Origin of the sequence: Methylobacterium sp. GXS13, assembly GCF_001455965.1 — a bacterium.
GTDB lineage: Bacteria > Pseudomonadota > Alphaproteobacteria > Rhizobiales > Beijerinckiaceae > Methylobacterium.
The window spans coordinates 1-17,270 of the sequence record NZ_LKKO01000063.1 but is presented as its reverse complement, the minus strand read 5'-3'; the positions used below and the strand labels follow the sequence as shown (position 1 = coordinate 17,270).

The window sequence follows — 17,270 nt, the reverse complement described above, 5'->3', positions numbered from 1 at the left end:
GAAACGTGATCCGAGCCCAGTCGATCCGAGGTCCCCTGATCCGCGCGCTGGCCTCGACGCGCACGCCCCTGGCGGCGGCGGCCCTGGTCACGACGCTGGGCGTCGCGCTGGCCGGGCAGGCCGGCACCGACGCGCCCGCCTCGCAGCCGACGCCGCCCTCGAGCGACGCCGCCCTGTCCCCGGCCCAGACCCGGAGCACCGAGGCCGAGGCGGTCGCCGATCCGGTCACCGCCGACGCCCTCAAGCTCGATCCCGCCCAGACCGCCAAGGGCTCCGACCGGGGCGAGGAGGCCGGCGGCAAGATCCCGGCGGCGGCCACCGCCTATGCCTCGGCCGATCCCGACGCCCCCGTGGCGTTCCCGCTGCCCGACGCGGCGGTGACTCCGGCCGCGCCGGTTCCGGAAGTCCCGGACCCGGGCAAGCCAAAAATCTCGGGCGACACCGACCCGACGCTGCTGCGCGGCGCCATCGACCTCTACCGCAAGGGCCGGGTCGCCGACGGCGACCGGATGCGCGACGGCTTCAACGATCCCGCCGCCCGGGCGCTGCTTGAATGGGTGGCGATCCGCGCGGGCGCCGGCATCGGCTTCGCCCGCACCGTGGCGTTCACCCGGGCCAACCCGTCCTGGCCGGCCGGCCCACTGCTGCGCCGCCGGGCCGAGGAGGCGCTGCTCTCCGAGCGCAAGCCTCCGGCCCTGGTCCGGGCCTTCTTCGCCACCGCCAAGCCGGTGAGCGCGCCGGGCAAGTTCGCCCTGGCGCTGGCGCTCCGGGCCGACGGCTATGACGGCGACGCCGCCGAGATCGTCCACGACCTGTGGCGCACCGAGAGTTTCGGGAAGAGTCTGGAGGCCAAGGTCCAGGACGCGTTCCCGGGGGTGCTCACCCGCATCGATCACCGCTACCGGATGGAGCGGGCGCTCCTGAAGGACGATTGGGAGAGCGCCGGCCGGGCCGCCGGCTACGCGGGCGGCGGCTATGCCAGCCTCGTGCGCGCCCGCCGGGCCGTCGAGGACAAGGCCGGCGGTCCGGCCGCCCTCGCGGCGGTGCCGCCGTCGCTCCGGGGCGACGCCTCCTACATCTTCTCCCGGGCGCAGTATTTCCGCCGGGCCGACAAGCCCGAGGAGGCCGCCGCGGTGCTCGCCACGGCGCCCGCCAATCCGGACGTGCTGGTCGACGGCGACGAATGGTGGGTCGAGCGCCGGATCGTGGCGCGCAAGCTCCTGGACCTCGGCGATGCCAGGACCGCCTTCACGGTGGCAAGCGGCCACGCCGCGCGCACGCCGGAGAAGCGCCTGGAGGCCGAGTTCCACGCCGGCTGGATCGCCCTGCGCTTCGCCGGCGACCCGGCGAGCGCCGCGCAGCACTTCGCCCGGATGGCGACCATCGCGGAGAGCCCGGTCTCGCTGGCCCGCGCCGCCTATTGGCAGGGGCGGGCGGCCGATTCGCTCGGCCAGCACGACGTGGCCAAAACCTTCTACGAGCGGGCCGCCCTGCAGCCGATCGCCTATTACGGCCAGGTCGCCCGGGCGCGCCTCGGCCAGACCAGCCTGCCCCTGCGCGCGCCGGCCGATCTCGAGGGCGTCGAGCGGCAATCCTTCGACGACCGGCTCTACATCCGGGCCCTGCGCATGCTCGGCGAGGCCGGGCTCAAGGACCTGGCGCTGCCGCTCTACATCGATGCCGCCCGGGACCTCGCCGACCCGCGCGAGATCCAGGCGCTGGGCGACCTCGCCACCGAGATGAAGGATGCCCGCGCCCTGGTGGCGATCGGCAAGCTCGCGATGCAGCGCGGCCTGCCGCTGGACGCCCATGCCTATCCGACCATCGGGATCCCGACCTACGAGACCTTCACGGCGGTGCCGCAGGTGGAGCGGGCCATGGTCTACGCCATCGCCCGGCAGGAGAGCCAGTTCGACCCCCGGGCCCAGTCCGGCGTCGGCGCCCGCGGCCTGATGCAGATGATGCCGGCCACCGCCCAGCGCACCGCCCGCCGGGTCGCCACGGCCTTCGACGTCGACCGCCTGACCAGCGACCCGGCCTACTGCGCCAAGCTCGGCCAGGCCCATCTCGGCGAGTTGATGGAGGATTGGCGCGGCTCCTACGTGCTCGCCTTCGCCTCCTACAATGCCGGCGGCGGCAACGTGAAGAAGTGGATCGACGCCTACGGCGACCCGCGCAAGGGCGAGGTCGACGTGATCGACTGGGTCGAGCGCATCCCGTTCACCGAGACCCGCAATTACGTGCAGCGGGTGATGGAGAATCTGCAGGTCTACCGCTCCCGCCTGGACAACCGCAGCGCCCTGCTGATCGACGGGGATCTGCACCGCGGGGCGCGGTAGGGGACCGGGCCGGCCGTCATGGACGGCCGGGGGTCATGGGGCGGCCCCAGGCGCGTCCGCCCCCTCTGCGGGGAGCTAGCAGATTCACACGTCAGAAAGCTCTGTCGCAAGTCTCCGAAACACACCGCGTTTCCCTTCCCCATTGCGGGAAGGGGTCAGGGGTGGGGGCGGTTCAGGATCAGGCGCAGCGGTGCCTTCTGAGCCCCCCGGCTCCAACGCCTCCCTGAAAGGGGGAGGAGAGCGCGTCCCAAGAGCCGTTGTGCGAACATCGTAGCTGCGGGGGGAGGGAGGGCGCGGGTCTCCTCGGAAGAGACTTCGCTTGCCGCCACGGACCTCTTGCCGCCGAGGACCGTCCGGACCTCGCTCCGTCAAGCCGCCAGCCCCGGGGGGAGACGGGCCCCATGCCTCGCTCGGCCACGCCCGAGAGCCTTCGCGGAGGGCGCGCAGCCTCGATCGTCGCCCCCACGCATCACCGCTGCTCGTCCTCCAGGATGCCCCGGAGATAGGTCAGGGCGCGTTGACGGCCCTCGTCGGTCCTGATGCAGGACCAGAGCCGCAGGCATTCCTGCGAGTCGGCGGTGCCGTCGGATGCGAGAGCGCCGTCGAAAAAATGCTCGACCGAGACGCCGAGGATCCCGGCCAGCGTCCGCAAGGTCTGGCTCTCCGGCTTGTCCGAGCCGCTCATGCGGGACATCCTTCTACCGTCGGTCGGTATAGATGAACCGAAGTTGTAGCACGAAAAACTGTATAAAAAATCAAGTCTGCTATTTTTAGACAACCATAAGAGAACGTGACGGGAATTCTGAGCCGTCCCCGAACGCGTTGCAATAGGCAGCCGGATCGACGGGCCTGAACGTGCCGACGGACGGCTCACCCACCGCAGCAGCACATGGGCCGAGATCACCGGTGGGACCGCGCCGTGCTCACGCGGGCCACGTCGGGAGCCTCTGGGTTCGGTCTGCGCGTCCGTCTCCCTGTCGCCGACAGGAAGCCTGCCTTGGATCGGGACCGGAAGCCGGCCCTCGTTCGAGCCTCTGAACGGCATCCGCCGCGGCTGTTGCGGCTCGGCGATCATCAGGACGCCGCGCGCCGGAGCCGGCAGCCATCGCGCACCGGCGGCGTCGGCGCCGTCCGTTAGCCGGCGACCCGGAGCCCGGCCATGTCGGCGCGCCGGCCGCGCCGCCCTGCGGGGTCCTGGAACACCCCGGACCAGAGGCCGAGCCGGCGGCCCCAGGCCCGGTCGGCCGCCGCCGCATAGGTGGGCGCCGCGGCGCGATCGGGCACCGCGAGGCCCTGCGCCACCATCCAGGCCCCGAGATCCTCGTCGCCGATCCGGCACAGCGCCACCACGGCGCCCCCGGCCGCGGACGGACGGGGCTCGCAGGTGATGGCAGCCCCGCCGATATGATCCGCGAGCGCCCGGGCCGCCGCCCGGCCACACGCGTAGGTCTGGTCCCGGGCGTCCGAGCAGGTCTGGTCGGCGTCCGGTGCCGCGATGCCCGCGAGGCTGATGCGGCTGGCGCCGATCAGGAGTGTCCCACCGTCGAGCACCCGGGCGGGGCCGTGCAGAGCCTCGCCGGCCCGGGCCGGGGCGTGCCAGGCGAGACCGCCAGCCAGGAACGTGGCCCGCGGCGCCGGCCGCGAGCGGCGGGCGGCGTCGTCGGGGCAGAGGAGGGTGCCGGCGAGGCCAGCGGCACAGGCGAGGAGGGCACCGAGGATCAGGGACATGGGATCGCGTCTCCGGAAGAGGTCTGGCCCCCTTCTGACGGAGCGGCGCCCCGCGATCCTGACGGCGCCTGTCAGCCTCCCGTCAGGCTGTTCGCGCCATGCGATGCGGGATGACTTTACAGGGCCGGACCCCACCTCTCTGCGTTATGGTTGACCCAGCCCGATTTTGCTTGGCGCAGGCGGCGACGCGCGCGCCTCCCCTCTGCGGGGAGGCGTTGGAGGTGGGGATGGCTCAGAAGGCACCCTTAACGTTCGATCCTGCACCACCCCCACCCCTGGCCCCTCCCCGCAAGGGGAAGGGAAACGCATCGTGTTTCAGAGGCTTGCCGCAGAACGATCCCGGTGTGTGGATCCGCTAGCCCCGTGCGGGGAGGGGACCAGCGCCGCCTTCGGAAACATGTGATGCCGTGAACCCGTCATGACCGAGCCCGCCCCCGCATGATCCAGCCCCCGTCCCGCCGCGCCGCGCTCCTGCTGCTCGCCTGTGCGGCCTGGCCCGCCCACGCCTCCGAGGACGCCGCCCGCGCCCGCCGCGCCCTGGAGAAGGGTGAGATCCGCCCCCTCGACGAGGTCCTGCGCGCCGCCCGCGCGGCGGTACCGGGGGACGTGGTGGCGGTCGATCTCAAGCGCGACGACGGGCAGTGGCGGTACAAGCTGCGCATCCTCGGCACCGACGGGAAGCGCCGCTCCGTGAAGGTCGATGCCGGCTCGCTCAAGATCCTGGACGAGGACGAGGATGATTGAGGGCGGGAGCCGGCCGTGCGCGTCCTAGTGGTCGAGGACGAACCGCGCATCGCCGCGGACGTGAAGCACGGGCTCGAACAGGCCGGCTACGTCGCCGACGTGGTCGCGGACGGGGAGGCGGCGTGGTTCCGCGCCGAGACCGAACCCTACGATGCCATGGTGCTCGATCTCGGCCTGCCCCGCCTCGACGGGCTGGGCGTGCTGCGCCGGCTGCGGGCGGCCGAGGTGGTGCTGCCGGTGCTGATCCTCACGGCCCGGGACGGCTGGCGCGAGCGGGTCGAGGGCATCGATGCCGGGGCCGACGATTATCTGGTCAAGCCGTTCCGCATGGAGGAGCTGATCGCGCGCCTGCGGGCGATCCTGCGGCGCACCGCCGGCCACGCCTCGCCGGTGCTCCGGGCCGGGGCGGTGGAGCTCGACACCCGCACCCGGGCTGTCAGCGTCGCGGGCCGGCCGGCCGAACTGACCGCCCTCGAATACCGGCTCCTGGCCTTCCTGCTGCACCGGCAGGGGCAGGTCGTGCCGGCGGGTGAGGTGCTGGACCATCTCCACGGCGTGGGCACCGAGCGTGAGTCCAACGCCCTCGAGGCGCTCCTGACCCGTCTGCGCCGCAAGCTCGGGCCGGGGGTGATCGAGACCCGCCGCGGCCAGGGCTACCGCGTCGCGGACGCGCCGTGAGGCGCGACTCCCTGCGGCTGCGGCTGGGGCTCGCGGCGGCCGCCCTGATCGCGCTCGCGCTGCTGCTGGCCGGCATCGGCCTCACCGTGATCCTCGACCAGGTGCTCGACGCCCGCACCGCCGACGAGCTCGACCGGACCGCCAAGCTCATCGCCGGCCGGGTCAACCTCGCCCCGGACGGGAGCCCCACAATCTCCCGGGAGCCGCCGGACCCGCGCTTTTCCACACCCTATGGCGGCCTGTACTGGCAGGTGGAGGCGGGGAGCCACGTCCTGCGCTCGCGCTCCCTCTGGGACAAGCGCCTCGACCTGGGGCCAACGACCGGCGACGCCCCCGCCACCGTCGCGGCCATCGGGCCGGATGGTGGCCGGCTGATCGCCGTCATCCGCCCCCTGGAGATCGGCCCGCGCGGCACCGAGACCGAGCTGCGCGTGATCGTGGCCGAGGACCGGCGCGGCCTGGCTGCGAGCCGGGCCACGTTCCTGCGCCTGCTGGTCCCCGCGCTGGCGGCGCTGTTCGTGGTCCTGACCCTCGCCCTGTGGCTGTTCGTGCACCGGGCGCTGGCGCCGTTCCGGGTGCTGCAGCAGGATCTCGGCGCGGTCCATGCCGGGACACGGACCCGGCTGCCCGAGCAGTTTCCCGACGAGGTCCGGCCGCTGGTGACCGACCTCAACCGGCTGCTCGACGCGCAGGAGCGGGCCCTGGTCCGGGCCCGCGCCGCGGCCGCCGACATGGCCCACGGCCTCAAGACGCCGCTGGCCGTACTCGACGCCCTCGCGCGCCGGACCGGGCCGGCCGATCCCGGCCTCTCGGCGGAGATCGCCGAGCAGGCCCGCGCGATGGGGGGCCAAGTCGAGCGCGCGCTGGCCCGCGCCCGGATCGCGGCAGCCGGCGACCTGCGGCGTCGGACCTGCCGGGTCGCCCCCGGGGTCGAGCGCCTGGTCGCGACCATGCGCCGGCTGCCGGAGGGCGGTTCCCTCGCCTGGGAGGTCGCCGTGCCGGAGGCGCTCGCCTATCCGGGCGAGGAGGGCGAGCTGATGGAGGTGCTGGGCAACCTGCTCGACAATGCCCGGAAATGGGCGCACCGGCGGGTGCGGGTGTCGAGGCCGGCGAGCGGCGCCGGCCTGCGGCTCACGGTCGAGGATGACGGCCCCGGCATGAGCGAGGCCGCGATCACCGGCATCAAACGCGGCCAGCGCTGGGACGAGAGCCGCCCGGGCACCGGTTTCGGCATCGCGATCGCCCGCGACGTGGCCGAGGCCGCAGGGGCGCAGCTCGCCTTCATGCGCTCGGAGATGGGCGGGTTGCAGGCCGCGCTGACCTGGACGGAGGCGTCGGACGGCGCGATGCCGGGGCGCTAATCCGCCCCGCGCCGGAGCAGGAACACCCCCTGCGCCCCGAACAGGTTCCACACCCACCAGGGCATGGAGAAGCGCATCGGCCGGCCGCTCGCGTCGAGCGCCGTGGCGTGCTCGATCCGGGCGCCGATCAGGCGGCACAGGCCGACGAAGTCGCGGATCGTGCAATGGTGGATGTTGGGGGTCTCCCACCAGGCATCCGGCATGATCTCGGTGACCGGCATCCGGCCGCGCAGGGCCAGTTCGGACCGGACCCGCCAATGCCCGAAATTCGGGAACGAGATGATCACCTGCCGGCCGATGCGCAGCAGGTGCTCCAGCACGATCCGGGGGTTGCGGGTCGCCTGGATGGTCTGGGACAGCACGACCACGTCGAAGGCGTCGTCCGGGTAGTTCTCCAGGTCGGTGTCGGCGTCCCCCTGGATCACCGACAGGCCGCGGGCGAGGCACGCATTCACCCCGTCGCGGGACAGCTCGATTCCGCGCCCGTCGATGCTGCGGCGGTCGCGCAGTAGCGCCAGCAGGGAGCCGTCGCCGCAGCCGATATCGAGCACCCGGGCGCTCGGCGGCACGAGGCCCAGCACGACGATGTGGTCGACCCGGGCGCCGTTGCCCTCGGGGGTGCGGGGCAGGGCGTCGGTGGTCTGCCAGGGCGCGGTGTTGCCCGGGGAGCCTTTGAACAGCATCGAGCCGCTCATAAGCCGCGCGCCCGGGCGGCGGCGTCGATGAAGCCGCGGGCGGCCGAGAACATCGCCGGCTCGTCGAGCAGGAAGGCGTCGTGGCCCTTGTCGGTCTCGACCTCCACGAAGGCGACCGGGGCGGCGGCGGCGTTGAGCGCGTGCACGATCACCCGCGATTCGGATGTGGGGAACAGCCAGTCGGAGGTGAACGAGATCAGGCAGAACCGGGTCTTGATCCCCCGGAACGCGTTGGCCAGCACGCCGCCATGATCCTCGGCCAGGTCGAAGTAATCCATCGCCCGGGTCAGGTAGAGATAGGCGTTGGCATCGAACCGCTCGACGAAGCTCAGGCCCTGGTGGCGCAGGTAGCTCTCGATCTGGAAGTCGGCGTTGAACGAGAAGGTCGGCGCCGAGCCGCCCTGGAACCGCCGGCCGAACTTCCGGTGCAGGGCCGGCTCGGACAGGTAGGTGATGTGCGCGCCCATCCGGGCGACGCCGAGCCCCTTGGACGGCCGCGTGCCCTCCTCGAGATAGCGCCCGTCGGCCCAGGCCGGATCGGCCATGATCGCCTGCCGGCCGACCTCATGGAACGCGATGTTCTGCGCGGAGTGGCGCGGCCCCGTGGCGATCGGCATCGCGGCGAAGACCCGCTCGGGGTACAGGGCCGCCCATTGCAGCACCTGCATCCCGCCCATCGAGCCGCCGATGCACAGGAACAGGTCGCGCACGCCGAGCCGCTCCAGCAGCATCATCTGGGCCCGGACCATGTCGCGGATCGTCACCAGCGGGAAGTTCAGCCCGTAGGGCCGCCCGGTGGCGGGATCGATCGAGGCCGGGCCCGTGGAGCCCATGCACGAGCCGATCACGTTCGAGCAGACGACGAAGTAGCGGTCGGTGTCCACGGGCTTGCCGGGGCCGACCAGCGTCTCCCACCAGCCGGGCTTGCCGGTGACTGGATGGGGATGGGCGAAATACTGGTCGCCGGTGAGCGCGTGGCAGATCAACACCGCGTTCGAGCCCGCCGCGTTGAGGGTCCCGGCGGTCTGGTAGGCGATCTGGAAGGGCGCGAGTTCGACGCCGGCATCGGTTCGCAGCGGCGCGTCCGTGCCGAAGCGCATGACCAGGCTTTTCGGGTCGAGCGCCTGCGAGGGCTCCGACAGGCGCCCCGCCGTCTCGTCGATCGGGTCCGGCCGCAGCGCGGTGTCCGGTTGGGTATCCATGCGGGACTTGACGACCGTGTGTCGGCGATCCCGGTCCGCGTCGGGCGAGCGCGGTGTCGCGTGACGCGCCGCACTCGCCCGACGCGGCCAGCGAGACCGGGAGGTAATGCTCCGGGGAGCAAGCGTCAACGCGGGGACCGGTGCAAGAGGGCCCGGTCCGAAAGGCTTGGTCCGGCTTGTCGGCGTCGGGCCTGCGCGCGGCCGGTCGAGTTACGGCGCATCGTCCCGCGCGGGGGCCGCCGCGGGCTCCGTCCCGGTCGGTCCGAGGACATCCGCCAAAGCGGTCGCTCCAGCCTCCACCGCGGAACCGCTCAGGGCGACGGGAAACTGGGTCGGCACGGCCTGCGTGAGGAACTCGAACGCGGCCTGCGCCGCCGCGATCGTGCCGTTCAGGATGATCTCACCGATGAAGTCCATGACCCGTCCCCGTATTGCGATACCGGGGATCTAAGCCGCTCTGCCAGGCCTCGCGGTGCGCCGCGACACGGCCTTCGGACTCGAAAGCCCGCTCAGGCGAGCAGGGCCGCCATCAGCGCCAGCCCGAGGGCCGGCAGCCCCAGCGCCAGGGCCGCGCGGGCATCGAGCCGGTCAGCACCGACGCCAACCCGCCAGCTCCGGCTCGCGACGTTCTCGACGCAGAGCCCGGACAGGACGAGCGCACAGCCGACGATCGCCTGGATCGAAATCATGGGAACCTCACCGAGCCAGCCGCGCCGCGATAGGCGGCCCAGGATCACGGCTGGGGAAGTGTGCGAGGGGCCCGCCGGTTCCGCAGATCTGGGCCCGCGGGACCCATCAGCGGATCGCCACCGCGCAGGCGAAAAACACCATGGCGGCCCCGACCGCGGTGATGCAGCCGTTCGTCCACGTGGAGGCGTCGGCCCGGCGCATTCGACAATCGGCGGCCACCGAGGTGAGGATCCCGATCAGGAACAGGCTGCAGGGGATCAGGTCACCGGGCATATGAATCCGTCCAGGGGAACGCGGGGCGCGACGCGCCCGACGCGGCCCCTTCTCCGGGATCAACAGGCCGAAACGTGGCGAGTGCCCCGCGGCATTTGCGCGTCGCCGCTTTGCCGCGGGGGAACCTCGCTCCGCCGGACCCTTAGAGCGTGGCCGCGCCCGGGGGCGTCCGGAAATCCTCCGGGCCCATGTCGAGAAGGTCGTTGGGGGTCGCGGTCGTGTCGTAGGCGGCGCTCGCCGCGGCCTCGATCGCCGCCTGGTTCCGGGCGAACAGGTCGAGGGGTGCGAGGTCGGCGCCGCCGAAATGCTGGTGCAGCACCGGGATCGGCACGTCGATCCCGATCACCCGCTCGCCGTTGGTCATCGCGAACCGGATCAGGCTCTCGTCGGCGGGCAGGATATGGGCACCGCCATCCAGGTAGCGTGTGAGGGGCATGGGATCGGTCCTTGTCGCAAGCGGGTGTCGGGGGGACATAGCGACGGCGCGCGACCCAACCAGGGCGTGTCCATCTCCCGCAAGAGCTTAACCTCTGGGCGCGCGCAAAGACGTCCGGCTTCACCCACCGAGGAAATGTTGTAGACGGACCCGGCAAACGAAAGTCCCGCCCGCGCATCCGAGTCGCAGACCATGTCCGCCCCCAAACCCGTCCGCCCGGAGCCGCGCCCCGGCGTCCTGGCGATCGACACCTACGTGCCCGGCAAGAGCGGGCGGCCCGGTGGCGGCAAGGTCCACAAGCTCTCGTCCAACGAGACGCCGCTCGGCCCGAGCCCGGCGGCTCTGGCCGCCCTGCATGAGGCCACCGCCAAGCTGGAGACCTACCCGGACGGCCGCGCCACGGTGCTGCGCGCCGCCATCGCCAAGCGCTACGGGCTGGTCCCGGAGCGGATCGTCTGCGGCGCGGGGTCGGACGAGCTGCTGTCGCTGCTGGCCTACGCGTATGGCGGTCCCGGCACCGAGGGCATCTATTCCGAGCACGGATTCCTGGTCTACCGGATCGCGATCCTGGCCTCGGGCGCGACGCCCGTGGTGGCGCCCGAGCGCGACTACACCACCGACGTCGATGCGATCCTGGCCCGGGTCACCGAGCGCACCCGGATCGTCTACGTCACCAACCCGAGCAACCCGACCGGCACCTACCTGCCGTTCGACGAGATCCGCCGCCTGCATGCCGCCCTGCCGGCCAACGTGCTGCTGGTGATCGACGGCGCCTATGCCGAATACGTGCGGGCGAACGATTACTCGGCCGGGCTCGAACTCGCGCTCGAGTCCGAGAACGTCGTGATGACCCGGACCTTCTCGAAGATCTACGGGCTTGCCGCCGTGCGGATCGGCTGGATGCTGGCCCCGGCCCATGTGGCGGATTCGGTCAACCGCATCCGCGGCCCGTTCAACGTCTCGGGCCCGGCCATCGCGGCCGGCGCGGCCGCCATCGCCGACGAGGAGAACCCCGCGGCGGCCGCCGCCCACAACGCGGAGTGGCTGCCCAAGCTCACCGACGGCGCCCGGGCGCTGGGGCTGACGGTGACGCCGAGCGTCGCCAACTTCGTGCTGATCCACTTCCCCGACGAACCGGGCCGCTCGGCCGCCGACGCCGACGATTTCCTCACCGAGCGCGGGCTGATCACGCGCCGGGTCAGCGCCTACGGCCTGCCCAACGCCCTGCGGGTGACGGTGGCGGGTGCCGAGGCGAACGAGGCCTTCCTGGCGGCGCTCGGCGACTTCGTGCGGGGCGCGCATGCCTGAACTGCACCTTGCCGAGGCCGCGACACCGCCCCTCGGGCGCCTGACCATCGTCGGGCTCGGGCTGATCGGCTCCTCGATCGCCCGGGCGGCCCGCCGCTACAATCTCGCCGGCACGATCGTCGCCCTGGACCGGGACGAGGCCGTGCGCGCCCGGGTCGCCGAGCTCGGCATCGCGGACGTCGTCACCGGCGACCCGCAGGCGGGCGCCGCCGAGACCGACCTGGTGATCCTGTGCGTGCCGGTCGGCGCCATCGGGGCGGCGGCGGCCGAGCTGGCGCCGTACCTGAAGCCCGGCGCGATCGTCTCGGATGTCGGCTCGGTCAAGGGCGCCGTCGTGGCGGCGATCCAGCCGCACCTGCCCGCGGGCGTCGCGCTGGTGCGCGGCCACCCGATCGCCGGCACCGAGTTCTCGGGGCCGGATGCCGGCTTCGCGACCCTGTTCAACGGTCGCTGGTGCATCCTGACGCCCCCCGAAAGCACCGATGCCGCGGCCGTCGCGCGGGTGCGGGCCCTGTGGGAGGGCATGGGCGCCAATGTCGAGACCATGAGCGCCGAGCACCACGACCACGTGCTGGCGATCACCAGCCACCTGCCGCACCTGATCGCCTACAACATCGTCGGCACCGCCGCGGATCTCGAAGAGGCGACGCAATCCGAGGTGATCAAGTTCTCAGCGAGCGGCTTCCGCGATTTCACCCGCATCGCCGCCTCCGACCCGACCATGTGGCGGGACATCTTCCTCAACAACCGCGAGGCGGTGCTGGAGATGCTCGGCCGGTTCAACGAGGACCTCTCGGCGCTCGCCAAGGCGGTGCGCTGGGGCGACGGCGAGGCGCTGCACGCGATGTTCACCCGCACCCGGGCGATCCGGCGCAGCATCGTGGCACAGGGCCAGGAGACCGCCGCCCCGGATTTCGGGCGGCCGCGGCCGCCGGAGGCGTAGGGCAGCAAGAGGGCTCATCCCACCCGCACCCTCATCCTGACAGGCTGTGAGTCTTTCGATCGACAGACGGGCTTGCAGGGCTAGGACGAGACGCGGGTCCCCTCTCCCGTGCGGGAGAGGGACAGGGTGAGGGGTGCGACCTCTCCGGAAAGTCCGGGTCCCTCTCCCGCACGGGCTAGCGGATTCACACATCGTTCCGGCAGCAAGCGTTTGAAGCACCGCGCATTTCCCCTCCCCCTTGCGGGGGGGGGGTCAGGGGTGGGGGTGGTGCAGGATCGAACGTTAAGGGTGCCTTCTGAGCCACCCCCACCTCCAACTCCTCCCCGCAAGGGGGAGGAGAGAGCGCCGCGCCGTTCGCGGTGCGATGTCTGAACATCGTAGCCCGCACGGGAGAGGGGGCCTGCCACGCTCCGCCCCTCGAAGGATTGGAAATCTCACAGCCGCTGAGGTGCCGCGGAGCGGCACCTCAGGATGAGGGCGCGGGTGGGATGGCCGTTCAGCTTGCGGCCCCCCGCTCACGCCGGCGGCCGGTTCACCAGCACCGGCTGCGGCGCCGTCCGCTCCGGGAACAGCTGCTTCAGCGCTTCGAGCTTCGGGGCGTCGTTGACCGCGATGTAGGGGTGGCCCGGATGCTGGGCCATGAAGTCCTGGTGGTAGCCCTCCGCCGGGTAGAACGCCGCGCCCGGCTCGATCCGGGTGGCGATCGGCCGGGCATAGGCCTTGGCGGCCTCGAGCTGGGCGACGTAGGCCTTGGCGATCCGCGCCTGCTCGGGGTCCTGCGGGAACAGCGCCGAGCGGTATTGCCGCCCGCTATCGGGGCCCTGGCGGTCGACCTGAGTCGGGTCGAGGGCCACCGAGAAGAAGATCCGCAACAGCTCGTCGTAGCGGATCACGGCCGGGTCGTAGGTGACCGCCACCGCCTCGGCATGGTCGGTGCCGCCGCCGCTGACGCTCTTGTAATCCGCGTCCGAAGCCGTGCCCCCGGCATAGCCCGAGACCGCCCCGCGCACCCCGCGCACGTGCTGGAACACCCCCTGCACGCCCCAGAAGCAGCCGCCCGCGAACACCGCCACCTGGGTGCCCGACGCCGCGCTCGCGTGGGTCGCGGCCTCGGGCAGGCGGCGCGGCGCCTCCTCGGCGAAGGCCGGCAGCCGCGGCAGCAGCAGCGCACCGGCGAGGCCGAGCCCGAGGGCCGCCCCGAGGAGCGGGCGAAGCGTGACGCGATGAGCCATGATTGTCCTCCTGCAGAGCGCGCCCTGCGTGAGGCGCGGCGCTTGATGGCACCGGATGTTCGTTCCCGGTCGCGCCCCGGTTACGCAGGCGGTGGCTCCCTCAGCGCGAGGCGGAAGGCCGAGGCAGGCGTTGAACCGTGGTACAAGGTACCATAATTATAGGATCGGCGGACGGGGGCGGTGGCAGCACAGGCAGACACAAGCCGACAGGAGCAGGACATGAGCACATGCTGGAGCGGGCTGCGCCCCGCGAGGCCATCGTATGCGCATCTTCCTGCCGCTCGACTTCGCGAAACGGGCCGCGAAGCAGAAGGTGACCGACAACGATCTGCGCGAGGCGGTCGCCCGTGCGGAACGCGACCTGATCGATGCGCGCCTCGGGTTGGCGCTGATCAAGCAGCGCATCCCGCGCGCTGGACAGGGCCGCTCCGGCGGCTTCCGCAGCATCATCGTCTACAAGCGGGGGACGATCGCGATCTTCCTGCACCTATTCGCCAAGAATGCCAGGGCGAACCTGACCAAAACCGAGACGCAGGTGTTCCGCGACCTCGCGGCGACCCTGGCCAGTCTCAGCGACGAGGCGCTGGAACGGGTCGCCGCCGCGCAAAGCTGGAGACGGATCGACGATGGGAAGCGTGACGACGCCCTACCGCAGTGACGCGCTCCGGTCGGCGCACCGGATCGCCCAGGATCTCCACGCGGCCGGCGCCATCGACAAGGCGACGATGCGCCGGTTCGACGTATCGTGCCTGACGCCGGTCGAGGATCTCGGGCCGGAGGCGATCCGTGCCATCCGCGAGACCGCGCAGATGAGCCAGGCGATCTTCGCCATGGCCCTCAACGTGACCGCCTCGCTGGTCAGCAAATGGGAGCGGGGGGAGAAGAAGCCCGGCGGCCCGTCGCTGAAGCTGCTCGCCCTCGCCAACCGGAAGGGCATCGACGCCATTCTGTAAACGCGCGAAGACACCGCATTCGCGGCGATCGGCCCCGGCCGCCGTGTTTACGCGGGCGGGAGGCCGCATTGCGGCGGCGGCCGCATGGGTCTAGCACCCGGCAACAGATCGAATTCGTCCGGAAGGACCTGCCCGTGACCATCGCCCCCGAACCGAACTCCTTCCGCACCGGCCCCGACGAGCGCGGCCGCTTCGGCATCTTCGGCGGCCGGTTCGTCGCCGAGACGCTGATGCCGCTGATCCTGGAACTGGAGGCGGCCTACGAGGCGGCGAAGGTCGATCCCGCCTTCGCGGCCGACATGGCGAGTTACGGCACCCACTATATCGGCCGGCCGAGCCCGCTCTACTACGCCGAGCGGCTGACCGAGCACCTGCGCGCCAAGGCGCCCGCCGGGCAGGGCGCCAAGGTCTATTTCAAGCGCGAGGAGCTGAACCATACCGGCTCCCACAAGGTGAACAACGTGCTCGGCCAGATCCTGCTGGCCCGGCGCATGGGCAAGCCCCGGATCATCGCCGAGACCGGCGCCGGCCAGCACGGCGTCGCCACCGCGACGCTCTGCGCGCGGTTCGGCCTGAAATGCGTGGTCTACATGGGCGCGGTCGACGTCGCCCGGCAGGCGCCCAACGTCTTCCGGATGAAGATGCTCGGCGCCGAGGTGATCCCGGTGGAATCCGGCACCAAGACCCTCAAGGACGCGATGAACGAGGCCCTGCGCGACTGGGTCACCAACGTCGCCGACACGTTCTACTGCATCGGCACCGTGGCCGGCCCGCACCCGTACCCGGCCATGGTCCGCGACTTCCAGTCGGTGATCGGCCGCGAGACCCGGGAGCAGATGATCGCGCAGGAAGGACGCCTGCCGGATTCGCTGATCGCCTGCATCGGCGGCGGCTCCAACGCCATGGGGCTGTTCCACCCGTTCCTCGACGACCGCGAGGTCGAGATTTTCGGGGTCGAGGCCGCCGGGCACGGGGTCGAGTCCGGCCTGCACGCCGCCTCGCTCACCGGCGGCAAGCCCGGGGTGCTGCACGGCAACCGCACCTACCTGCTGATGGACGCGGACGGCCAGATCTCCGACGCGCACTCGATCTCGGCCGGCCTCGACTATCCCGGCATCGGCCCCGAGCATGCCTGGCTGCACGAGATGGGCCGGGTCCAATACCTCTCGGCGACCGATTCCGAGACCCTGGAGGCGTTCAAGCTCTGCTCGATGCTGGAGGGGATCATCCCGGCCCTGGAGCCGGCCCATGCCCTGGCCCGGGTGCTGGACATCGCGCCCCAGCGCCCGGCCGAGCACCTGATGGTGCTCAACATGTCGGGCCGGGGCGACAAGGACATCCCGCAGGTGGCGGAGATCTTTGGGACGAAGCTCTGAGCGCGGATCGGGCCGGATCTCGTCCCGCGGTCGAGGTCTGGCCTCACCCGGCCTCGATGTCGGTGAGCGGCAAGTCGTTGCCCTTGTAGAGCAGCGGAACCCGGTGCGCCCGGGCACAGGCGTAGGCGAAGCAGTCGCCGAAGTTGAGACCGGCAGGGTGCCGGCCTTTGCCGAAGCGGTCGTAGGCGTCGAGGGCGACCTCGGCAGCCTCCGGGGTTACGGCGAGGACCTGGATGCCGGCGAGGTCGAGATAGACGCGCACCGCATCGCGCGCGTCCGGGACCGACAGGTCGAGGCGGCGCGCTACGGCCACGACGGTCTCCCAAACGGCCAGGGGCGACGTCATGCGGCGGCGCGCCTGCTGCAGCCGGGCGACCAGGGCGCGGGCGTCGGCCGCGTCGGTCAGGATCGCCGTGAGGGCCGAAGCATCCACGAACATCGCGCCTCTGCCTCAATCGCGCTCGTAAAGGCTATCGATGAACGCCGCGTTGGCGGGCTTCGGGTTTGGCCCGGCCCGCCGGCGAAGCGTTCGGACGAAATCGACCGTTTGCTCGACCAGATCGACCTGGCCGGTCTGGCGCGTGATCTCGTTCTGAAGCGCTTGGCGCACCGCGTCGGTCTTGGTCGTTCCCAGCAGCGTCATGAGATGGACGACAAGGTCATCGACCTGCGGATCCTTGACGTAGAGCGCCATGTATATGCTCTCCGGATATCTTGGATATCCCTAGGCCCTAGACATACGTGCCGCCAGGCGGGCGAACCGGGGGTGAGCAGGACGTCGCCGGCACGATCGGTTGGCGCAAGCTCCACACCTCCGGGGCTCTGCGGTCCTGGGCAGGAGCTGTCGGGACAAGGGCGTCGAACGGCAAACCAACGCCGTTCGATGTCGCCGGAAGCGGGCGCCTCACCGCACCGTCACCTGATCCTTGATCTTGTCGTACACGGCCCGGCTGAGGACGCGCTTCGACAGGAGCTGCTCCACCGACGTGTAGGGACGCTTGGCGACGATCGCCCGGCCGATCGCGCCGCCGCCCCGGAGCTTGTTGAGGTCGGCCGCCGAGGCGGTGTTCAGGTCGAGGATCGCGATCGCCCGGGGGCCGGCGGAATCCTCGGCCCGGTCGATCTCGGCCTGGCCCTGCTGCACCTGTGGCGGCTCGGACGGGAAGGCGAGGGCGTCGGACGGCATCTGGGCGGGGCGCGCAGGGGCCGGAACCGGGGGCGGGGCGGGCGGCTGGGACGCCGGTTCCGGGGCCGGCGGGGGCGCGGCCGGCTCAGCCGGGACGGTCTTGGCGGGCGCCTCGGCCACGGGGGC

Annotated in this window: 21 protein-coding genes; 9 read left to right on the top strand and 12 right to left on the bottom strand. The window is 71.8% G+C overall.

All coding sequences use genetic code 11. The features are described from left to right. Nucleotides 1-83: 83 nt before the first annotated feature. A complete protein-coding gene (locus tag AO398_RS21565) occupies nt 84-2,339 on the top strand; it encodes a lytic transglycosylase domain-containing protein (protein WP_058194255.1) in 2,256 nt (751 codons plus the stop codon). A 469-nt stretch (nt 2,340-2,808) separates the two neighbouring features. On the opposite strand, the gene AO398_RS21560 is transcribed toward AO398_RS21565, so the two are convergent. Both AO398_RS21560 and AO398_RS21555 read right to left on the bottom strand, forming a co-directional pair. After that, nucleotides 2,809-3,024, bottom strand: coding sequence for a hypothetical protein (locus AO398_RS21560; RefSeq protein ID WP_058194242.1), 216 nt, complete (start codon nt 3,022-3,024; stop codon nt 2,809-2,811). A 449-nt stretch (nt 3,025-3,473) separates the two neighbouring features. Further along, nucleotides 3,474-4,067: a thermonuclease family protein gene (locus AO398_RS21555; RefSeq protein WP_058194241.1), complete on the bottom strand. Its 594-nt coding sequence runs from the start codon at nt 4,065-4,067 to the stop codon at nt 3,474-3,476. A 438-nt stretch (nt 4,068-4,505) separates the two neighbouring features. On the opposite strand from AO398_RS21555, the gene AO398_RS21550 reads away from it, so the two are divergent. Genes AO398_RS21550 through AO398_RS21540 form a run of 3 tightly spaced genes read left to right on the top strand, consistent with a single transcriptional unit; the run spans nt 4,506 to nt 6,850 of the window. Beyond that, complete coding sequence (locus AO398_RS21550) at nt 4,506-4,811, top strand: PepSY domain-containing protein (protein WP_058194240.1); 306 nt, start codon at nt 4,506-4,508, stop codon at nt 4,809-4,811. A gap of 15 nt (nt 4,812-4,826) precedes the next feature. Next, entirely contained in the window at nt 4,827-5,489 is a 663-nt protein-coding gene (locus AO398_RS21545) for a response regulator transcription factor (RefSeq protein ID WP_058194239.1), read from the top strand. Next, nucleotides 5,486-6,850, top strand: a complete 1,365-nt coding sequence (locus tag AO398_RS21540) for an ATP-binding protein (protein ID WP_058194238.1) — start codon at nt 5,486-5,488, stop codon at nt 6,848-6,850. The genes AO398_RS21545 and AO398_RS21540 overlap by 4 nt, the downstream gene beginning before the upstream one ends. Here the strand turns inward: AO398_RS21540 and metW are convergent. The 6 genes from metW to AO398_RS21515 form a co-directional block, all read right to left on the bottom strand. Further along, entirely contained in the window at nt 6,847-7,545 is a 699-nt protein-coding gene (gene metW, locus AO398_RS21535; protein WP_058194237.1) for a methionine biosynthesis protein MetW, read from the bottom strand. The two genes, AO398_RS21540 and metW, sit on opposite strands and share 4 nt — an antisense overlap. After that, nucleotides 7,542-8,747 carry a homoserine O-acetyltransferase gene (locus tag AO398_RS21530; protein ID WP_058194236.1) on the bottom strand — a complete coding sequence of 402 codons (1,206 nt, stop codon included), beginning with the start codon at nt 8,745-8,747 and terminating at the stop codon, nt 7,542-7,544. The genes metW and AO398_RS21530 overlap by 4 nt, the downstream gene beginning before the upstream one ends. Nucleotides 8,748-8,957: 210 nt before the next feature. Then, nucleotides 8,958-9,164, bottom strand: coding sequence for a hypothetical protein (locus AO398_RS21525; RefSeq protein WP_058194235.1), 207 nt, complete (start codon nt 9,162-9,164; stop codon nt 8,958-8,960). Nucleotides 9,165-9,256: 92 nt separating this feature from the next. Beyond that, a complete protein-coding gene (locus AO398_RS21520; protein WP_058194254.1) occupies nt 9,257-9,436 on the bottom strand; it encodes a hypothetical protein in 180 nt (59 codons plus the stop codon). A 106-nt stretch (nt 9,437-9,542) separates the two neighbouring features. Further along, nucleotides 9,543-9,710, bottom strand: coding sequence for a hypothetical protein (locus tag AO398_RS29110; RefSeq protein WP_201025806.1), 168 nt, complete (start codon nt 9,708-9,710; stop codon nt 9,543-9,545). A 142-nt stretch (nt 9,711-9,852) separates the two neighbouring features. Then, a complete protein-coding gene (locus AO398_RS21515; protein ID WP_058194234.1) occupies nt 9,853-10,146 on the bottom strand; it encodes a hypothetical protein in 294 nt (97 codons plus the stop codon). A gap of 192 nt (nt 10,147-10,338) precedes the next feature. Here AO398_RS21515 and AO398_RS21510 point away from each other — a divergent pair, with 192 nt between their 5' ends. Beyond that, complete coding sequence (locus tag AO398_RS21510; protein WP_058194233.1) at nt 10,339-11,454, top strand: histidinol-phosphate transaminase; 1,116 nt, start codon at nt 10,339-10,341, stop codon at nt 11,452-11,454. After that, a complete protein-coding gene (locus tag AO398_RS21505) occupies nt 11,447-12,397 on the top strand; it encodes a prephenate/arogenate dehydrogenase family protein (RefSeq protein ID WP_058194232.1) in 951 nt (316 codons plus the stop codon). Before AO398_RS21510 ends, AO398_RS21505 begins: the two co-directional genes overlap by 8 nt. A gap of 515 nt (nt 12,398-12,912) precedes the next feature. On the opposite strand, the gene msrA is transcribed toward AO398_RS21505, so the two are convergent. Next, nucleotides 12,913-13,629: a peptide-methionine (S)-S-oxide reductase MsrA gene (gene msrA, locus AO398_RS21500; protein ID WP_058194231.1), complete on the bottom strand. Its 717-nt coding sequence runs from the start codon at nt 13,627-13,629 to the stop codon at nt 12,913-12,915. 262 nt (nt 13,630-13,891) lie between these two features. Here msrA and AO398_RS21495 point away from each other — a divergent pair, with 262 nt between their 5' ends. From AO398_RS21495 to trpB, 3 genes are all read left to right on the top strand, one after another. Further along, entirely contained in the window at nt 13,892-14,287 is a 396-nt protein-coding gene (locus tag AO398_RS21495; protein ID WP_058194230.1) for a type II toxin-antitoxin system RelE/ParE family toxin, read from the top strand. Beyond that, on the top strand, nt 14,265-14,582 hold the full coding sequence (locus AO398_RS21490; RefSeq protein ID WP_152997598.1) for a helix-turn-helix domain-containing protein: 318 nt from the start codon (nt 14,265-14,267) through the stop codon (nt 14,580-14,582). The genes AO398_RS21495 and AO398_RS21490 overlap by 23 nt, the downstream gene beginning before the upstream one ends. A 134-nt stretch (nt 14,583-14,716) precedes the next feature. Continuing rightward, nucleotides 14,717-15,958, top strand: coding sequence for a tryptophan synthase subunit beta (gene trpB / locus AO398_RS21485; RefSeq protein WP_058194253.1), 1,242 nt, complete (start codon nt 14,717-14,719; stop codon nt 15,956-15,958). 43 nt (nt 15,959-16,001) lie between these two features. On the opposite strand, the gene AO398_RS21480 is transcribed toward trpB, so the two are convergent. From AO398_RS21480 to AO398_RS21470, 3 genes are all read right to left on the bottom strand, one after another. Next, nucleotides 16,002-16,397, bottom strand: a complete 396-nt coding sequence (locus AO398_RS21480; protein WP_058194228.1) for a type II toxin-antitoxin system VapC family toxin — start codon at nt 16,395-16,397, stop codon at nt 16,002-16,004. A gap of 12 nt (nt 16,398-16,409) precedes the next feature. Then, complete coding sequence (locus AO398_RS21475) at nt 16,410-16,652, bottom strand: type II toxin-antitoxin system VapB family antitoxin (protein WP_058194227.1); 243 nt, start codon at nt 16,650-16,652, stop codon at nt 16,410-16,412. A 210-nt stretch (nt 16,653-16,862) separates the two neighbouring features. Further along, the coding region (locus AO398_RS21470) for a helix-hairpin-helix domain-containing protein (RefSeq protein ID WP_244498846.1) at nt 16,863-17,270 on the bottom strand (408 nt) is incomplete at its 5' end.

What these genes read in the sequence shown, in the direction of transcription:
- AO398_RS21560 (WP_058194242.1), bottom strand. Translation starts at nt 3,024, where the DNA reads ATGAGCGGCTCGGACAAGCCGGAGAGCCAGACCTTGCGGACGCTGGCC.
- AO398_RS21555 (WP_058194241.1), bottom strand. Translation starts at nt 4,067, where the DNA reads ATGTCCCTGATCCTCGGTGCCCTCCTCGCCTGTGCCGCTGGCCTCGCC.
- AO398_RS21550 (WP_058194240.1), top strand. Translation starts at nt 4,506, where the DNA reads ATGATCCAGCCCCCGTCCCGCCGCGCCGCGCTCCTGCTGCTCGCCTGT.
- metW (WP_058194237.1), bottom strand. Translation starts at nt 7,545, where the DNA reads ATGAGCGGCTCGATGCTGTTCAAAGGCTCCCCGGGCAACACCGCGCCC.
- AO398_RS21530 (WP_058194236.1), bottom strand. Translation starts at nt 8,747, where the DNA reads ATGGATACCCAACCGGACACCGCGCTGCGGCCGGACCCGATCGACGAG.
- AO398_RS21525 (WP_058194235.1), bottom strand. Translation starts at nt 9,164, where the DNA reads ATGGACTTCATCGGTGAGATCATCCTGAACGGCACGATCGCGGCGGCG.
- AO398_RS21520 (WP_058194254.1), bottom strand. Translation starts at nt 9,436, where the DNA reads ATGATTTCGATCCAGGCGATCGTCGGCTGTGCGCTCGTCCTGTCCGGG.
- AO398_RS29110 (WP_201025806.1), bottom strand. Translation starts at nt 9,710, where the DNA reads ATGCCCGGTGACCTGATCCCCTGCAGCCTGTTCCTGATCGGGATCCTC.
- AO398_RS21515 (WP_058194234.1), bottom strand. Translation starts at nt 10,146, where the DNA reads ATGCCCCTCACACGCTACCTGGATGGCGGTGCCCATATCCTGCCCGCC.
- AO398_RS21510 (WP_058194233.1), top strand. Translation starts at nt 10,339, where the DNA reads ATGTCCGCCCCCAAACCCGTCCGCCCGGAGCCGCGCCCCGGCGTCCTG.
- AO398_RS21505 (WP_058194232.1), top strand. Translation starts at nt 11,447, where the DNA reads ATGCCTGAACTGCACCTTGCCGAGGCCGCGACACCGCCCCTCGGGCGC.
- msrA (WP_058194231.1), bottom strand. Translation starts at nt 13,629, where the DNA reads ATGGCTCATCGCGTCACGCTTCGCCCGCTCCTCGGGGCGGCCCTCGGG.
- AO398_RS21495 (WP_058194230.1), top strand. Translation starts at nt 13,892, where the DNA reads ATGCGCATCTTCCTGCCGCTCGACTTCGCGAAACGGGCCGCGAAGCAG.
- AO398_RS21480 (WP_058194228.1), bottom strand. Translation starts at nt 16,397, where the DNA reads ATGTTCGTGGATGCTTCGGCCCTCACGGCGATCCTGACCGACGCGGCC.
- AO398_RS21475 (WP_058194227.1), bottom strand. Translation starts at nt 16,652, where the DNA reads ATGGCGCTCTACGTCAAGGATCCGCAGGTCGATGACCTTGTCGTCCAT.